The 15479-nt window shown below is 64.5% G+C and carries 8 protein-coding genes; 6 read left to right on the top strand and 2 right to left on the bottom strand.

The annotated features are described in order from the left end of the window. Positions 1-116: 116 nt before the first annotated feature. Positions 117-644 carry an FmdB family zinc ribbon protein gene (locus tag ACZ5B4_RS09530; protein ID WP_464910993.1) on the top strand — a complete coding sequence of 176 codons (528 nt, stop codon included), beginning with the start codon at positions 117-119 and terminating at the stop codon, positions 642-644. Positions 645-743: 99 nt separating this feature from the next. Here ACZ5B4_RS09530 and ACZ5B4_RS09525 read toward each other — a convergent pair whose 3' ends face one another. After that, a complete protein-coding gene (locus tag ACZ5B4_RS09525; RefSeq protein ID WP_464910992.1) occupies positions 744-2495 on the bottom strand; it encodes an amidohydrolase in 1752 nt (583 codons plus the stop codon). 352 nt (positions 2496-2847) lie between these two features. On the opposite strand from ACZ5B4_RS09525, the gene ACZ5B4_RS09520 reads away from it, so the two are divergent. Further along, positions 2848-5349 carry a DUF4962 domain-containing protein gene (locus tag ACZ5B4_RS09520; protein ID WP_464910991.1) on the top strand — a complete coding sequence of 834 codons (2502 nt, stop codon included), beginning with the start codon at positions 2848-2850 and terminating at the stop codon, positions 5347-5349. A gap of 118 nt (positions 5350-5467) precedes the next feature. Here the strand turns inward: ACZ5B4_RS09520 and ACZ5B4_RS09515 are convergent, their stop codons facing one another. Further along, positions 5468-6304: a M55 family metallopeptidase gene (locus tag ACZ5B4_RS09515; protein ID WP_464910990.1), complete on the bottom strand. Its 837-nt coding sequence runs from the start codon at positions 6302-6304 to the stop codon at positions 5468-5470. A gap of 398 nt (positions 6305-6702) precedes the next feature. Between ACZ5B4_RS09515 and ACZ5B4_RS09510 the strand changes: the two genes are divergently transcribed. The 4 genes from ACZ5B4_RS09510 to ACZ5B4_RS09495 all read left to right on the top strand — a co-directional run bounded on the left by ACZ5B4_RS09510 (position 6703) and on the right by ACZ5B4_RS09495 (position 15439). Continuing rightward, the gene (locus ACZ5B4_RS09510; RefSeq protein ID WP_464910989.1) at positions 6703-9873 is read left to right on the top strand and encodes a tetratricopeptide repeat protein; all 3171 of its coding nucleotides are present in this window, start codon (positions 6703-6705) and stop codon (positions 9871-9873) included. A 45-nt stretch (positions 9874-9918) separates the two neighbouring features. Then, on the top strand, positions 9919-10959 hold the full coding sequence (locus ACZ5B4_RS09505; protein WP_464910988.1) for a MotA/TolQ/ExbB proton channel family protein: 1041 nt from the start codon (positions 9919-9921) through the stop codon (positions 10957-10959). A gap of 40 nt (positions 10960-10999) precedes the next feature. Continuing rightward, positions 11000-11452, top strand: coding sequence for an ExbD/TolR family protein (locus ACZ5B4_RS09500; protein ID WP_464910987.1), 453 nt, complete (start codon positions 11000-11002; stop codon positions 11450-11452). A gap of 78 nt (positions 11453-11530) precedes the next feature. Then, positions 11531-15439: a hypothetical protein gene (locus ACZ5B4_RS09495; protein WP_464910986.1), complete on the top strand. Its 3909-nt coding sequence runs from the start codon at positions 11531-11533 to the stop codon at positions 15437-15439. The last annotated feature ends 40 nt before the right edge of the window (positions 15440-15479 follow it).

Raw genomic sequence — 15479 nt, 5'->3', positions numbered from 1 at the left:
GGGCGGTTGCGGCGCCCGCCGTCGGGGCCCGGCCCCGACTTGCCGCTTTACCGGCGAGGTGTTGCGTAGATCATCCTCTCGGCATGAAGGTCCAGCGAGACGAGGAGGTTGTTTCCGTGCCTATCTACGAGTTCTATTGTGCGGACTGCCACACGGTCTACAGCTTCTTTTCGCGTCGCATCAACACGACGAAACGGCCGGATTGTCCCAAGTGCGGCCGACCCAAGCTGGAACGCCGAGTCTCACGTTTCGCGGTGGGGCGTGCCGGCAAGAATGCGCCGGATCGGGAGTCCGGGGAGGGAGACGATGATTTTCTGCCGCCGGGCTTGGACGAGGATAAGCTGGAACAGGCCCTGATGGAGCTGGCGGGAGAGGCGGAAAGCCTGGACGAGGAAGACCCCCGTCAAATGGCCCGCTTGATGCGGAAGCTTTCGCAGTCCACCGGGATGGAGTTCGGCGGGGCGATGGAGGAGGCCATCCGCCGCATGGAGGCCGGCGAGGACCCTGAGGCCATCGAAGAGGAGCTGGGTGATCAGCTCGACCAGGAGGAGCCGCTCTTTCGGCAGAGCGGAGGTAGCCTGAAGCAGGTGGTTCGTCACATCCGCCCGCCTCGCGTCGACGAAAAGATCTACGATTTGGACTGATCGCCGGGGGCCTTCCCGTCGCACCCGGACCGTGCCGCGAATCCGCCGGCGGAGCGGAAGAGATGTCCGAGCGACGGCACGAAAGGCCGGTGGGATGCGTCAGGGATGGACGCGTCGGCCGCCGACCCAGGTCTCCAGCACTTGCGTTTCGCGGATATCGTCGATCGGGCATTCCAGGATGTCGCGGTCGATGACGATGAAGTCGGCGTACTTGCCCGCTTCGAGAGACCCCTTCTTGGTTTCCTCGAAGGTCAAGAAGGCGTTGTTGATCGTATAAAGCCGGATCGCTTGCTCCCGGGTGATGCGTTCCTCGGGATGGAGGGGGGCATCGGTCCAGCGGGGAAGTCGCGTGAGAGCCGTCCAAATTCCCAGCCAGGGATCGTAGCTGTTGATGGATCGCGTTCGCCCCAGCTTTTGCATGTGGTCCGAGCCGCCGCCCACCATCACGCCCGCCCGAAACAGCGTGGCGTAGGGCTGGAAATAACGCAGCCTGTCGATACCGAAATGGGCCTGGAGCGTCGCCCCGTCGAGATACAGCCAGACGGGTTGCAAATCGGCCACGATGCCGTGTCTTGCCATCAGGTCGATGGCTTCCGGACTCATGAAATTGGCGTGCGAGATACAGGGCCGGTGGGGACGGACGGGGAAGTCGCGGTCCAGGCGGGCATAAGCTTCGGCCAGCGCGAGCACCGCCCCGTCGCCCACCGCATGGGCGGTCAGTTGCATATCGTGAGAAAGGGCGGCCTTGGCGATTTGATAGAGCTTGTCCGGCTCCAAGAAGAGGACGCCGCGATATTCCGGATCGGTGATTCCATACATCTCACTGACACCCCAAGGCTCGCGCATGTAGGCGCTGCCCGTGAGCATGCCGCCGTCCAAGTAGATTTTGACGCCGCGGAGCCACACCCAGGGGTGATAATCGTGCAATGGATGCGACGCCGCCCGTGCGATGGCCTCCTCGATCTTTTCCATCGGCTGCTGCGCATTGACCGAGTACGTGAGGAACATGCGGCAAGTCAATTCGCCGCGTTCCCAAAGTTCGCGGTATAGCTCCAGCGAGGCATCCGTGGTGCCGCGATCGGTGACCCCGGTGATGCCGACCTCGTTGTAAGCGCGAAGCAGCTTTCGCAGGGCGTCTCGGCGTTCATCCCGGGTAGGCGTCCGGTCGGCGGTGGAGGATTTGACCAGCCGGGTGCAACTTCGCAAGATGCCCGTCGGCTCGCCGGTCTGCGGGTCGCGCTCGATGAAGCCCGGCTGTCCATCGGTAATCTGAAAATCCCGGTCGATGCCGCACGCTTGCAGGGCGAGAGAGTTGAGGGCGGCATCCGGCCCGGTGCGAAACATCACGGGATGTTCCGGCGCCGCGCGATCCAATTCTTGCCGCGTCGGAAACCGACGTTCCTTCAGTCGGGTGATGAACACCTGCTGCACGACGATCCACTTTCCTCGGGGCACGACGCGGGCCCGCGCGGCGATGTACGCCAGCACTTCCTCGATCGAATTCATGGTGGGGATCTCGTGATCGAACTCGTACACCGAGGCGGGCGGCGGATGGCTGTGCGAATCGATCAAGCCGGGCAGCACCATGCGGCCCTGGAGATCGACCTTTTCGGTGTGCTCGCCGGCCAGGGCCAGGACTTCCTCGTTGCTTCCCACGGCAACGATGCGATCACCGGACACGGCCAGAGCTTCGAGCACGCGAAACCGATCGTCCACGGTGACGATGCGGCCGTGGTGGAAGATGCGGTCCGGCGGAGCGTCCGCGCTCAAAGGCACGGCGCACGGTACGCCGGTCAGCGCCGCGAGAAGGAAGGCCCGGAATAGGAATGAGCCGTTAGGGTGCGGAGCCATGTCGTCTCTCCGTTGTCCGATTAGCGATCAGGAATCCGCTTCCGTCTCTTATGGATGGCACCGGATGGTTTACCTTATACTCGAGACGCGTTCGTGGGGCAAGCTTTGCCTTTGTTGTCCTCTTGCGTCGGCCTCGCTTCCGGCTATGCTGGAAGTGCCGTAATCATCAGGGGGAGGGATGAGTTTCAAGAAGGGTGCCTGAGTATCCTCGAGTTTTCGGGAAGTAGGCATCCCCAGGATTGCCTCGAGGACCTGCCCGCTGCGTCTTGCTCCCACCCGTTTTCGAGTCGTCGCTGCGTTCGACCGGCCGTTGTCGGCCGGCATCGGAGACCGACCAGATTTGAGGATTGTCATGAAGGTGCACGCAAAGGTTATCGTCTCGCGTTGTTGCAGAGCCTGGATGCGGGCCGGCCTCGCTTTCGCGGTGGTGTTGGCGACATGGGGGATCGCACGGACTTCGGTGGCGGTAGCGGAACGCAGCGCGGTCGGCGCTGCGGAAATCGCCTTGGATGAGTCGCCGGCCAAGCCGGGAGAATGGGGCTTTCGTCCCGACGAAGGGACGCCGGTGGCAGTCAATCCGCCGGCCTTTTCTTGGCGACCGCAAGGCGGGATCCAATCATGGGAATTGTCGGTGGCCAAGGATGCAGCGTTCAGTCGGCCCGCTTACTCCGCCCAGAACATCCCTTGGAACGTGCACACGCCGCCTCGGACGTTACCGCCCGGCGAGTATTACTGGCGCTATCGCGGTACGGACGCAAAGGGACGAAAGACGGCGTGGAGCCGGACGCGGCGCTTTGCGGTTCCGGAAGGGATCGTGGAGTTGCCGATGCCGGACCGGGAAGAACTCCTGGCCCGCATTCCCGATCAGCACCCGCGATTGTTCGTGCGGCCGGAGGATTTGCCTCGCCTGCGAGCCTCGGCGGAAGGTCCGCAGCGGGAATTGTGGGACCGCTTGGTTCGCGCCTGCGATGCCGCTCTGAAGAGCCCGCCGGAAACCGCGGAGCCGCCCAAGTATCCGCCGGGGATGACGACCAAGAGCGAAGAGTGGGTGAAGATCTGGTGGGGCAATCGCGAATACACCATTCGGGCCTTGGCGACGGCCGCCCGGCTGGGATTCGCTTACCAAATCGGCGGCAACCGCGAGTATGGCCGGTTGGCGAAACGCATCCTGATGGACTGCGCTCAATGGGATCCGCTGGGCGCCACGGGATATCGTTACAACGATGAAGCCGGGATGCCTTATGCCTACTACTTTTGTCGCACCTATACCTTCGTGTACGACCTTCTGTCGGAAGAGGAGCGGCAAAAGTGTCGCGAAGTCATGACGGTTCGCGGTCGCGAGATGTACAACCACCTTTGCCCCCGCCATTTGTGGCAGCCGTACGCCAGCCATAGCAATCGGGCATGGCATTTTCTGGGTGAGGTCGGGGTGACCTTTCACGGCGAAATCCCTGAAGCCGACGATTGGACCTATTTCGCTCTGACCGTCTTTTTCAACACCTATCCCGTTTGGTGCGACGACGACGGCGGTTGGCACGAGGGGATGAGTTACTGGGTCAGCTACATCGAGCGTTTCACGTGGTGGGCGGATGTAATGCGGGCGACATTCGGCATCGACGCCTTCCGCAAGCCCTATTTTTCCAAGGCCGGCTACTACGCGCTGTACTTGATGCCGCCCAATACCGTGGGAGGCGGATTCGGCGACTTAGTACCGGATCGGCGCGCCGCTCAGAACATGCCGCTGATGGCGGTCTTGGCGGCTCAAGCTCGCAATTCGCATTGGCAGTGGTACGTGGAGCAGCTCGGCGGGCCGCCGGAAGGAAAGGAATTTTGGGATTTCATCCGCGGTGTCTTACCGGCCGTGGAGCCTGCCGCCCCCGTCGATTTGCCGACTTCTCGCGTTTTTCGCGGCATCGGTCAAGCGGCGCTCAATACCACGCTCTTGGACGGCCGGGAGAATGTCCAGGTGATGTTCAAGTCCAGCCCGTTCGGTTTGCAATCGCACGGATACGATGCCAACAATTCCTTCCTGCTCAGTGCTTACGGCGAACGGCTCTTCGTATCGAGCGGTCGGCGCGACGTTTACGGCAGCGATCACCACGTCCGCTGGATGTGGAGCACGCGGTCGGTCAATAACATCACGGTGGACGGCATCGGCCAGGTCCCGCACTCCGCCGCGACGCAGGGCCGCATCACTGCCTTTGTAACGACGCCCGCGATCGACGCCGTGGAGGGCGAAGCGGGAGACTGCTACCGCGATCCCAAGCCGGCGGCCGGTGCCGATCCCCGCCTGCTCGACCGCTATACCCGGACCATCCTGTTCGTGAAACCGGAGCTGGTGGTGGTCTTCGATCGGCTGGCGGCCCGTCGGCCGGCCCGATACCAGTATTGGTTGCATTCTCCGGAGCAGATGGAATTGGGCGACAATCGGTTGGTCGCCAAGAGCGGCCCGGTCCTTTGTCCCGTCGAGTTTCTCACGCCCCGCGGCCTGATCTTCACGCAGACCGATCAATACGACCCGAACCCGCGGGAACGGATCAAGCTTCGCGAATGGCACGTGACGGCGGAGACGCCCAACCCGACACAGCGGATCGAGTTCGTGACGGTCTTCCGCCCGCAACGAACGAATCAAACCGTCGGCCGGCGTGCCGAGTTGAAGAGCATCCCGGGCGGTTATCTCTTGGAGGCGGAATTGGCCGATGGTCGCGTGGCCGCCCTATTCCCGACGGACGACACCGCCGCAATCTCTGCGGGTGGATTACAAGCCCGGGGAGCGGTCACGGTGGGGCGCTGGGATTCCGCCGGGAAACTGATTGCGCAAGTAGAGGTCCGCGGCGTGCAGTCTAACCCGTGAGGCGTGCGTCGCCCGGCCGAATCGCAAACCGGCGAAAGCCTCTGACGCCGGTTCGCGATTATGGTTTCGAGCAATGGGGCGAGTGCCTGCTCGCATGTCGTGGCGTGTTGGGCGGGGCTTAGAAGTTGAGCAATTGCAGGGGATCCTCGATGATGCCCTCCTTGGTTTGCAAGCGGCTCTGACCGTCGGCGTCGAAGATCAACCATTGCTTCTTGGCCCGGATCGGTACCTCGATGCGGTAGGGCTTGCACTGGCCGATGACGGTCATGGCCTTCTTGGCCCCCTCGAACAGCGCCGCGCGCGTTTCCTGGAAGGGATAAAGCGCGGCGGCCTCCCGCGATAAGCCTCGCTTGACGGCCACCGTGACGACCTCGTTGCCGAAGAATCGGCGGGCTTCGCGGCATGCGGCTTCGTCTCCCGTGACCATGATCGTGGGCACGCCGTAGGCGCCCGCGATGATGGCGACCTGGGCCAACTCGCCCGATTCCACGTCGTTATACCAGTATCGATTTTCCGTTTTCGAGGACTGCGTGTGGCAGAGGACTCCGTCGGGCGTCCCCATCATGGCATGGGCGCCCAATTGCACGATGCCGGCGAAGGATTCGTCCAGGTCGCACATGAAGCAGGGGCGCGGTTTTCCGGTGATATAGGTCGCCCCCGGCTCCATCAGGTGCGGCACGAAGGCCTGGGAACCGTGGCCGTCGAGAATGACGATCTCGGTGGCGCCGCCTTCTCGTAGACCGCGAACGACGGCCGCAATATCGCCCATCAAGTATTCCTTGGCCAGCTCATTCAGCGGCCCTTCCTCTCGGGTTTGGGCGAACTTGTACACTCCGCTGGCACCCTCCAGATCGGTCAGGATGTAAATCTTTTGGGCGGAACATCGTCTTGCCGAAGTGCCCAGGATTGCGGCGATCAGGATCGCCGTCAAGGCGAAGAAGCGTGTCGTGCGCATGGGCGGCTCTTCCTTATAACCAGGGTCATGCAAATCCGAAACGGGAACATCCGGGCGGGCCATTGCGGAAGCCCAATGGTTGCGACCGCGACGGCAAGGGATCTCTTGCCCGCAGGCATGGCGACGGCATTATAGCGTCCCCGACAACGCTTACAAAGGATCGAAGGCGCCCGCGAACGGTTTGGTGCGACCGGGGCTCGCTTGTTCGGGCGAGAGAGGCGAGGAACGTATGACGAGGTTGAGGCCGCGGCTTGTATTCCCCCAAGGTCGGCGGGAGCATAAGATAAGCGCAAGGTTCGATCGTGCGGGGCGAAAGGAATCCAACCGAACTTTGGGGAAACCGATACCGTGGATCGGCCGTGCCCACCTTTGGCGGAACAGAGCGACGAGGACGAAGAATGAGACGCGGAACGCACCGGCTTGTGCGATGGGGGGGCGTTTTCTTGCTGGGCTGCGGACTGTTGGGTGCGATGGGTCGGCCGTCGCTGCCCCGGGCATGGGCCGAGGAGGCCCCCGGCGCCGTGCCCCGCTACAATGCCGCCGTCAAGCTGCACAATCTAGGCTCGTGGGATCTGGCGGCGGAGGAGTGGCAGGGATTTCTCCGCGATTTTCCCCAAGACGGCCGGGCCGGGCGGGCACGCTACTACTTGGGCGTGTGTCTCTTCCAACTCAAGCGGTACGAGCCGGCCGTGGAGGCCTTTCAGGCCGCGGAAAAGGACGCCCAATTGGATGCCGACTTGCGCGAGTCGGCGTTGTTATACTTGGGGGCCTCTCTCTTGGAGGCGGGCCGGGAAGGCAAGGCCGAACGCCTTCCGCAAGCCGCCGCGACCCTGGACCGCTACCTGGCCGCTTATCAGCAAGGCAAACTCCGGGCCGAAGCGATCTTCTACCGCGCCGAGTGCGATTATCTGCTGGGGAAGAAGGCCGAAGCCGCTGCCGCCTATCAGAGGTTTCTCCAGGATTTCGGCGGTCACGAGTTGGCGCCCAACGTGACGTATGCGTTGGCGTTCGCTGCGGAGGAGACCGGCGATCGCGAGACGGCCGCCCGATACTACCGGCAATTCCTCGAGAAATATTCCGCGCAGCCCCTGGCGACCGACGTACGGATCCGCTTAGGCGAGGTGCTGTACGCTTCCGGAGAGTTTGAGCAGGCACGGCAAGCCTTTGCGGAGGCGGCGGCCGACAAGAATGCTCCGGCGGCCGATGAAGCCAGGATTCGGGAGGGCGATTGCCTGGTCCAACTGCGGCAATACGACGCCGCGGCTGCGATCTACGCCTCGCTGGCGAAGGAATTTCCGAAGTCCCGGCTCTTGACCCGGGCGGAGTTGGCGGCAGGGAAATGTTGGTACTTGGCCGGGCGGTACGACCAGGCGTTGCCGTTGCTGAGGAAATCGCTGGAGGTCCCGGAACTGCGTGCCGAGGCTTTGCACTGGACGGCGCGCGTTTTCCTCAAGCAGAATCAACCGCAAAAGGTCTTGGAATTGCTGGGGGACGCCGAGCTTCAGGCGGCCCCGGAGTCGGCTCGCCCCATGTTGCGCATGGATCGCGGCGACGCCCTATACGAGATTCCGGATCGCCGGGCCGATTCGATCGCGGAGTATCGCGCAGCGGCGCAGAATCCGGACGCCAAGGCCGCGGCCGAGGCCTTGTACGCGGCGGCTTACGCCGCCTTGCAAGTGGAGAAGGGGCCCGAAGCTTGGCAATTGACGCAAGAGTTCCTGCAACGCTTCTCCGGGCATCCCTTGTCGCCGGAGGTCATGCACATCGCGGCCGAGGCGCGGTTGCTGGAGGCCCAGTACGACGAGGCGGCGGCTCTGTATGACGCTCTCTTGAAACAATACGGTTCGCATCCGCAAGCGGTGGCATGGCGGCTGCGGCAATTGTTGGCCCTGCAATTGGCGGGAAAACACGAGGTCGTGATAGCCGCCTTGACGCCTTTAGTGACTCAGTGGACGCGGCCGGAGGATTTGGCGGCGGCGTTCGTCCTTCTGGGCCGCAGCCAGTTGGAGTCGGGCAAGGTCCAAGAGGCGTCCGAGTCGTTCCTGCAAGCGACGGCCAAGGTTCCCAATGCGTCGCCCGCCGACGAAGCGTTGCTCCTCTTGGCTTCCAGTTACCGGCGGTTGGGCCGGACGGCCGATGCGCGAACCGTGCTGGAAAAGATGGTCGGCCAATTTCCCGGCAGCCCCTTGGCGCATCGTGCACGATTTCGTTTGGGCGAATACTGTTTCGCGTTGGGCGATTTCGAAGCCGCGGAAAAGGCGTATCGCGCCGTCATCCAGGCGCCCGGCGCGGGGGCGCTCGTACCCGGCGCGATGTACGAATTGGCCTGCACGCTGGTGAAGCAGGATCGCGCTCAGGACGCGGAGAAACTGCTGGCGGAACTGTTGGCGAGGAATCCCGATGCGGAAACGGCGGCCAAGGCGCATTATGTGCGGGCGGTTGCGCTCCGCAAACTGGGGAATCCGGCCGGTGCCGTCCAGGAATTGCAAACGGCCTTGCAGGGGAGCCTCGGAGCCTTGGACCGCGCCGATGCACTCTATACGCTGGGCCTCGTGCAAATCGACCTGAAACAGTACGCGGAGGCGGCCGCCACGTTTTCCAAGCTCGCCGCGGAGCATGCCGACTATCCGGATGCCGATCGCGTGCTTTATCAATGGGCCTGGGCTTGGAAGTTGGAGGGCCGCAACGACGAGGCCGTGGAGATGTTCCGCAAGTTAATCGCGCAATTCCCTGAGAGCGAACACGCGGCGGAGTCGCGGTATCACTCCGGCGAAGCGTTCTACAAATCCGGCGACTATTTCAAGGCGGCCGAGGAATTCCATAAGGCCGTACAAACCGCGGGACAATCGGAGTTGGGGGAAAAGGCGTCGCACCGACTGGGCTGGGCGTACTATCAGATGAAGCAGTACGAAAACGCCCAAAAGACGTTTGCCTATCAGCGCGCGACCTATCCGCGGGGACCGCTCGCGACGGACGCCCAATTCATGGAGGCGGAATCGCTGTTCCAATGGGGCAAGTACGCCGAAGCGCTGGCCGCCTACGAAAAGCTGCCGCAACTCTCCAGCGACGCGTTCCGCGTTTTGCATCGGCTCCATGCCGGCCAAGCGGCCGCGCAGCTCAAGCAGTGGGACAAGGCCGCCGCCTTGCTTTCCCAATGTCTTAAGGATTATCCGAACGTTCCGGAAGCCGCCGAGGTCCTGTACGAGCTGGGCAACGTGTATCGCAACCGAGGCGACAACGCCAAGGCCTTGGATTACTTTTCGCAAGCCGCGGCGCGGTCCCAGGGCGTGACCGGAGCCAAGGCCCAATTCATGATCGGCGAATTGCAGTTCTTGGAGAAGAAATACGACGAGGCGGTGAAGAGCTTTTTCCGGGTGGCCTACGGGTTCGAGTCTCCGGACTTGGCCAAGGTCCAGGCCGACGCCACGTTCGAGGCGGCCTTGTGTCTGGAATTGTTGAACAAACCGCAGCAAGCCGCCCAGTTGTACCGCGAGGTGCTGGAAAAGTTCCCCCAGAGCGACAAAGTTAGGGATGCGCAGGCTAAGCTGGAAGGGTTGACACGTCAGTGACGCGGGCGGCGCACGCCGCTCGTCATGTGCGAGGAGGGTCGGATCGTGCACGATCGGCGAATACCGGATGCCATGCGGCGTCGGGCGGCGGTGGCAGTTTTGACGGCGGCCGTCGCCGTGTGCGGGGTTCATGTCTTGGCGCAACCGCCGACTCCAACCCGGGAGCCGTTGTCGGAAAATCAGGTCGCTCCCGCCGTTCCAAGTGATCCGGTGCGGGAGCCCGCGAATCCGCCGGGCGGGGCGGCGGACGCCTTCCGCGAGGCCGAGCGTCGCGCGGAGGAGGCCCTCGCCGCGCCGTCGCCCGAAGACGGAGCCGGTTCTCAGCCGAATTCCCCTGAGTCGCAGACCGTGCCGCAGATCAACGTCTTGGACTTGGCCTTTCGCGGCGGTGTGATGATGATTCCCATCACGCTGATGTCGGTGCTGACGGTGGTCTTCGGCTTCGAGCGGGTGTTGGGATTGCGTCAGCGCAAGATTCTTCCCGACGCGCTGATTACCGGCTTGGGCCGGATCTCGCAGGAGAAGCGAGGCTTCGACCCCCGAGCGGCCTACCGCTTGTGCCAACAATATCCTTCCGCGGCGGCCAACATCCTCAAGGCGATGCTGATGAAGGTCGGCCGGCCCCTCAGCGAGGTCGAGCAAGCCATGAAGGAAGCCGGCGAGCGCGAAGCGGACCGCTTGTACTCCAACGTGCGATTCCTCACGTTGTCGGCCGCCGTGACGCCGCTGCTGGGACTGTTGGGCACGGTCCAGGGCATGATTCAGGCGTTTTTCGTCACCTCGCACTTGCCGCCGGGAGCCAATCGCGCCGAAATGCTGGCGCAGGGCATTTACACGGCTTTGGTGACGACGTTCGCGGGCTTGTGCGTGGCCATTCCGGCGTCGGTCTTGGCGCACTACTTTGAGGGCCGCATCCAGAATTCGCTCCGCCGGCTGGATGAATCGCTGCTCGGTTTGCTGCCCCAACTGGAGCGGTTCGAGGGACGATTGCGCCCCGACGTGGAAAACGACGCGGTGGTCCCGCCGCCTCCGCCGGTGGTCCCGGCCGCCGCTTCGAGCGGGCCGGCGAGGGGAACCAAGGCCTGAATCGTTCGACGCCCCGCCGAGGGCCGGAGCTTTCCATCCGATGGCGATCCTCATCCGCAATAAAAGTCGCGCCCTGGAATCCCTGACCATGACGCCGTTGATCGACGTCGTGTTCAATCTGCTGATTTTCTTCTTGGTGGCGGCCAAGTTCGCCGAGGAGGAGCGCGAGTTGCCCGTCAAGCTTCCGGATGCCAGCGAGGCCCAGCCCATGATCGCCAGGCCGCGCGAATTGATCATCAATATCGACCGGCAGGGACGCTATTTCGTTTCGGGCAGGATGATGGGGTCGGCGGAACTTGAGGAGATGCTGCTCTCCGCTTGGTCCAGCAATCCCGGCAGAACGTCGGTCGTGATTCGTGCGGATGAGAATTGCCGCTTGCAGGCCGTCGTCACGGCCATCAATGCGTGCAAGAAGGCGCACATTACGGATTACCTCTTGGCCACGCAGCAAGGCGGGAGCGGGCAGGGGCCGCCGTCTTCAAGCGGGCCTTAGGCGGTCTTGCCGCCGACGCTTCGGTATCTTCGGTCCGATTCGGGACCGTTGTAGCAGAGAAATCGATCGTAATCTTCGATGAGTGCATCCCATCCACCGCCGCCCAAGACTCGCCAAGTGATTCGGCCGATGGTGCCGGATCGGTTGGCGGATTTCGATGAACAGGTCTGGCCGGTGAATCTGGCGATTGTGATCTTCGCCGCCTTTACCGCAGGGATAGTCTACGCAACCACCGACAATTTCTGGGATCCTCGCTTACTCCATAACGGTTTCTTCCGGTTGTCGGTGGTGGCCTTGTTGGTGGCGGGATTGTTTTGGGCGACGGCTCTCCTGCGCGGCCGCGCCGCACGCCGCGTGCAATTCTGCGTCATCGTCAGCCTGCTTTTACACATGATCTTGGCGGTCATGCTTCGGGAGCAGTATTTGCGTCTGGCGGCGCAGCGGCAGGCGGAGGAGATCGGCGCCGAGGCTGAAGAAGAACGGGTCATCTTGCGAGAGTATTTCTCGGCACCGACCGACGCCGAGGGTGCGCCGTCCGAGTATGATCGGGCGATTCCCACGGAGTCGCCGCTGACGTCTCCCGACATTACGCCGCCGTCGCCCGCCGCACCCTTGACGCCCGTCCCGGATCCCACGCGAGATCGCAAGACGGAGGCCGAGATGCCGCCGGATCCGCAAGCCGTGCCGCCGCCCCGCGTGGAATTGACGGCGCCGCACCGTGCGGAGACGCCGTCTCGGCCTGCCGAACGGCAGGTGTTCGAGCATCAGCCGCAAGCCGATCAGCCGCTACTCACATCGCCGGTTCGGCCGACTCCCGCTCCGCCCGCCCGACAGCCGCAGCCCACCTCCAGCGAGGTTGCGCGTCAGGAGGCGAGCCGGGAATTCCAGCCGCGGACACCGCTGCGCGAACCGGACGATCGCCCGAGGCCGGAAATACCGGAGGCGGGGCGGCCTGCCCGGAGTGAAGCGAACCCGGACGTTGCGCCGACCTCGCCCACCTCGCGACCGTCGCCGAGTGCCTCGCCACGATCGGCGTCCGCGGTGGAAGCAGCCCGCGTGACCGTGAGTACGCCGCAGCGGAACCTCGAGGTCGCTCCTTCGCCGCCGCAACGATCATCGCAGACCGATCCGATCCGCATCGCTACGACGCAGGAATCGCCGGTCGCGGTGGAACCCGCTGCGCCGCGGGCGGCGCCGGTCCTGTCGCCGCGTTCGGAGCCGTACGAAGTGAGAGCCGCGACGGAATCGATTGCGGCTCGTGCTCCTACCGTTCGAGGTTTACCGGCGGAGGCGGCCCAAACGGTTGCCGGCGTTCGTCCGCAGGATGTCGCGCGAACGCAACCGTCGCCCTCTCCCGCCGTGAATGACGGCCGCCGGGCGGAGGCGAGCAGTCCGCTCCGAGAGGCCGGGGCAGCCATCGGGGATGCTCCCCGGGCCGACCTCCGCCCGCATTCGCCGGGTCGGACGGTCGCCGGTGAAGACCGCGGAGCAGCGCCCTTGATGGCAGGCATTACCGGCGAGCGATCGCCGGGCGCCGTGGGCGGCGCCGCAGGCTTACCGACGGCCGCCGCGGAGTCGCCGCGGACCGCCCCGGTGAGCAATCCTGGGCGAATCGATTCGTCGCCGGGCGTCTTGGCCCGAGATGCCGGCACGCCGCGTTTGTCCACAGGCGGGGCTTTGTCGTCGAGTGCCGGGACGGATGCGCCGCTGGTTTCGCTGAGCGCTTCAGGGGTGACGAGTGGGGTATCGGCCCGGCGCGGAGAAACGGCCGCAACCGAAGGCGTCGTCGCGCTGGGGGAGGTGGGCATCCGAGCTGCGGGTCGCGCGAGACTGACCGCTCCGGGGAAGCCGGGAATGGTCGCCGATGCGCAGCCGGCGGCTGTCTCTCAAGGGAGCGGCACGGGAGGGGGCGGCGCCCTAGGCGGCATGGGAGCTGTGCCCAACGAAAGCGCCCTGGCTGTCGCCGGGGGCGGGACCGCTCCCCAGGTCCGCGGCGGGTTGGGCGGCGACAGCCCTCTCGATATCCTTACCGCCGGTCGGTTGGGCGGGAGTGAAGGTGACCGAGCCTCGGGAAGCGGCATCATGGGCGGCCCACGCGGTTCGGGAGAAAGGATGGAAGATTTCTCGGGAGTGCTCGGGGATGACGGCGTGGCGGCCGGGCAGGGGCGAGGACCGTCGCTTGCTTCCGCATTGAGCGGCGGCACGGCGGGGGCCGTGGCAGCGGAGAGCATCGCCGCGCGGCCGGGCGAGAGCTCCGGCGCGGACGGTACCATGGCGTCTGCAAACGGCCTTTCGGACGGGACCGCGACGCTCGATCTGCGGTTCCGTGGAAACGCCGCCGGGGCTCCCGTACGCGGCGGCAACGCATCGGGAGTGGAAGAAGGACCGGGAGGGGCCTCGGCTTCGGAGTTGTCCGGAACCTTCGGGCGTGATGCGGGACCGCCGAGAACTCCAGGCGGCGGGGACATCGAGCCGACGGCGGCGCTGCCGATCGGGAGCGGGCCGGTCCGTCGCGGGCAAGTGACGCCCGGCTTGCCCTCCTCCCTCGGCCCGGGGCCGGCGGAAGAAGCGGCGATGGTAGGTCTTCCGGGCAACGGCCCGGGCGGCGGCGCCGAACCTGCCGCGACGGGCTTGACGGCCGTCCGCAGGGAAGGCGGATTGCCGGTTTTGCGGAGTGATTCCCTGGGCGACGGCGGCGTGGGTGGCCCGTCATCCACCCGCGTCGGCTTGCCGGGGAGGTTCTCGCGTCCGGAAAGCGACGTGGTACAGGATTCGGCATCGCGCTTTGCAGCCGTTCGCCGCACGACGCCGGTCCCCTCAGCCTTGGGCGGTACGGCTCCCTTGGAACCGGCCGAAGCCTTCATGCAACGCAGTCCCACGCGGCGGGGACAACGGGCGGCTGAGTTCGGCGGCGGTCCCGAGACCGAGGAGGCGGTGGAGCGTGCCTTGGCCTTCCTCGCCCGGCTCCAATTCCCCGACGGACATTGGAGTTTGCACGCCATCCCGGCCGAATCCGGACTCGACATCAAGGCGTTCGCCGCCGGGACGATGCAGGGCGATACGTCGGCCACGGGGTTGGTTCTCTTGGCTTTCCTGGGTGCCGGCTACACGCATACCGAGGGCAAATACCAAGACGTCGTTCAGCGGGGTCTCAAGTGGTTGACGACCCATCAGCAAGCGGACGGCCGACTCTACTCTCCCGCCGCCGATCCGGACCCGTTCACAAGGTTTTACGGGCACGGATTGGCCGCCATCGTATTGTGCGAAGCCTATGGGATGACGCGGGACCCCGCCCTCCGCGAGCCGGGAGAAAAGGCCGTCGATTTCATCGTGCGATCTCAACACGCCCAATACGGAGGCTGGCGTTACGAGCCGCGACGGGAAAGCGATACTTCCGTGACCGGCTGGCAACTGATGGCCCTAAAGAGTGCGGAAATGGCGGGCTTCGACGTTCCGCGCCCCGTCCTTGAAAAGGTTTCGCATTGGCTGGATCTGGCCCAAACGGAAGACGGCGCCCGATACATGTACAATCCTCATGCGGGCGAAACGCCGAGCCAGATCCACGGGCGCGTTCCCAACCGCGCCATGACGGCCGAGGGGCTGCTGATGCGGATCTATCTGGGCTGGAACCGCACGCATCCGCCGCTTGTGAAGGGCGCGGATTTCCTCCGCGGTCAACTGCCCGACCTCGGTACTCCGCAATATCGCCTCCGCGACGCCTATTATTGGTACTATGCCACCCAGGTGATGTTCCAAATGCAAGGGGATTACTGGCGCGCCTGGAACGATCGCATTCGGCCCATGCTGCTGGAAACTCAGATTCGGGAAGGGGATTTCGCCGGGAGTTGGGATCCGATGCAACCCGTCCCGGATCGCTGGGCGGAACAGGCCGGACGGCTCTACGTGACGGCCGTCCATGCCCTGATCTTGGAAGTGTACTACCGCCACCTGCCGCTGTATAAGACCCTAGAGGCGGACCAACCCTAGCGGCCTGCCCGGAGCGGCTGCTCGCGGCCCGGGGCCGGCC

The sequence above is a fragment of the Thermogutta hypogea genome (genome assembly GCF_055386265.1).
The sequence above is the reverse complement of the archived record's forward strand: the minus strand, read 5'-3'. Positions and strand labels throughout refer to the sequence as shown.

What these genes read in the sequence shown, in the direction of transcription:
- ACZ5B4_RS09525 (WP_464910992.1), bottom strand. Translation starts at nt 2,495, where the DNA reads ATGGCTCCGCACCCTAACGGCTCATTCCTATTCCGGGCCTTCCTTCTC.
- ACZ5B4_RS09520 (WP_464910991.1), top strand. Translation starts at nt 2,848, where the DNA reads ATGAAGGTGCACGCAAAGGTTATCGTCTCGCGTTGTTGCAGAGCCTGG.
- ACZ5B4_RS09515 (WP_464910990.1), bottom strand. Translation starts at nt 6,304, where the DNA reads ATGCGCACGACACGCTTCTTCGCCTTGACGGCGATCCTGATCGCCGCA.
- ACZ5B4_RS09510 (WP_464910989.1), top strand. Translation starts at nt 6,703, where the DNA reads ATGAGACGCGGAACGCACCGGCTTGTGCGATGGGGGGGCGTTTTCTTG.
- ACZ5B4_RS09500 (WP_464910987.1), top strand. Translation starts at nt 11,000, where the DNA reads ATGGCGATCCTCATCCGCAATAAAAGTCGCGCCCTGGAATCCCTGACC.
- ACZ5B4_RS09495 (WP_464910986.1), top strand. Translation starts at nt 11,531, where the DNA reads ATGAGTGCATCCCATCCACCGCCGCCCAAGACTCGCCAAGTGATTCGG.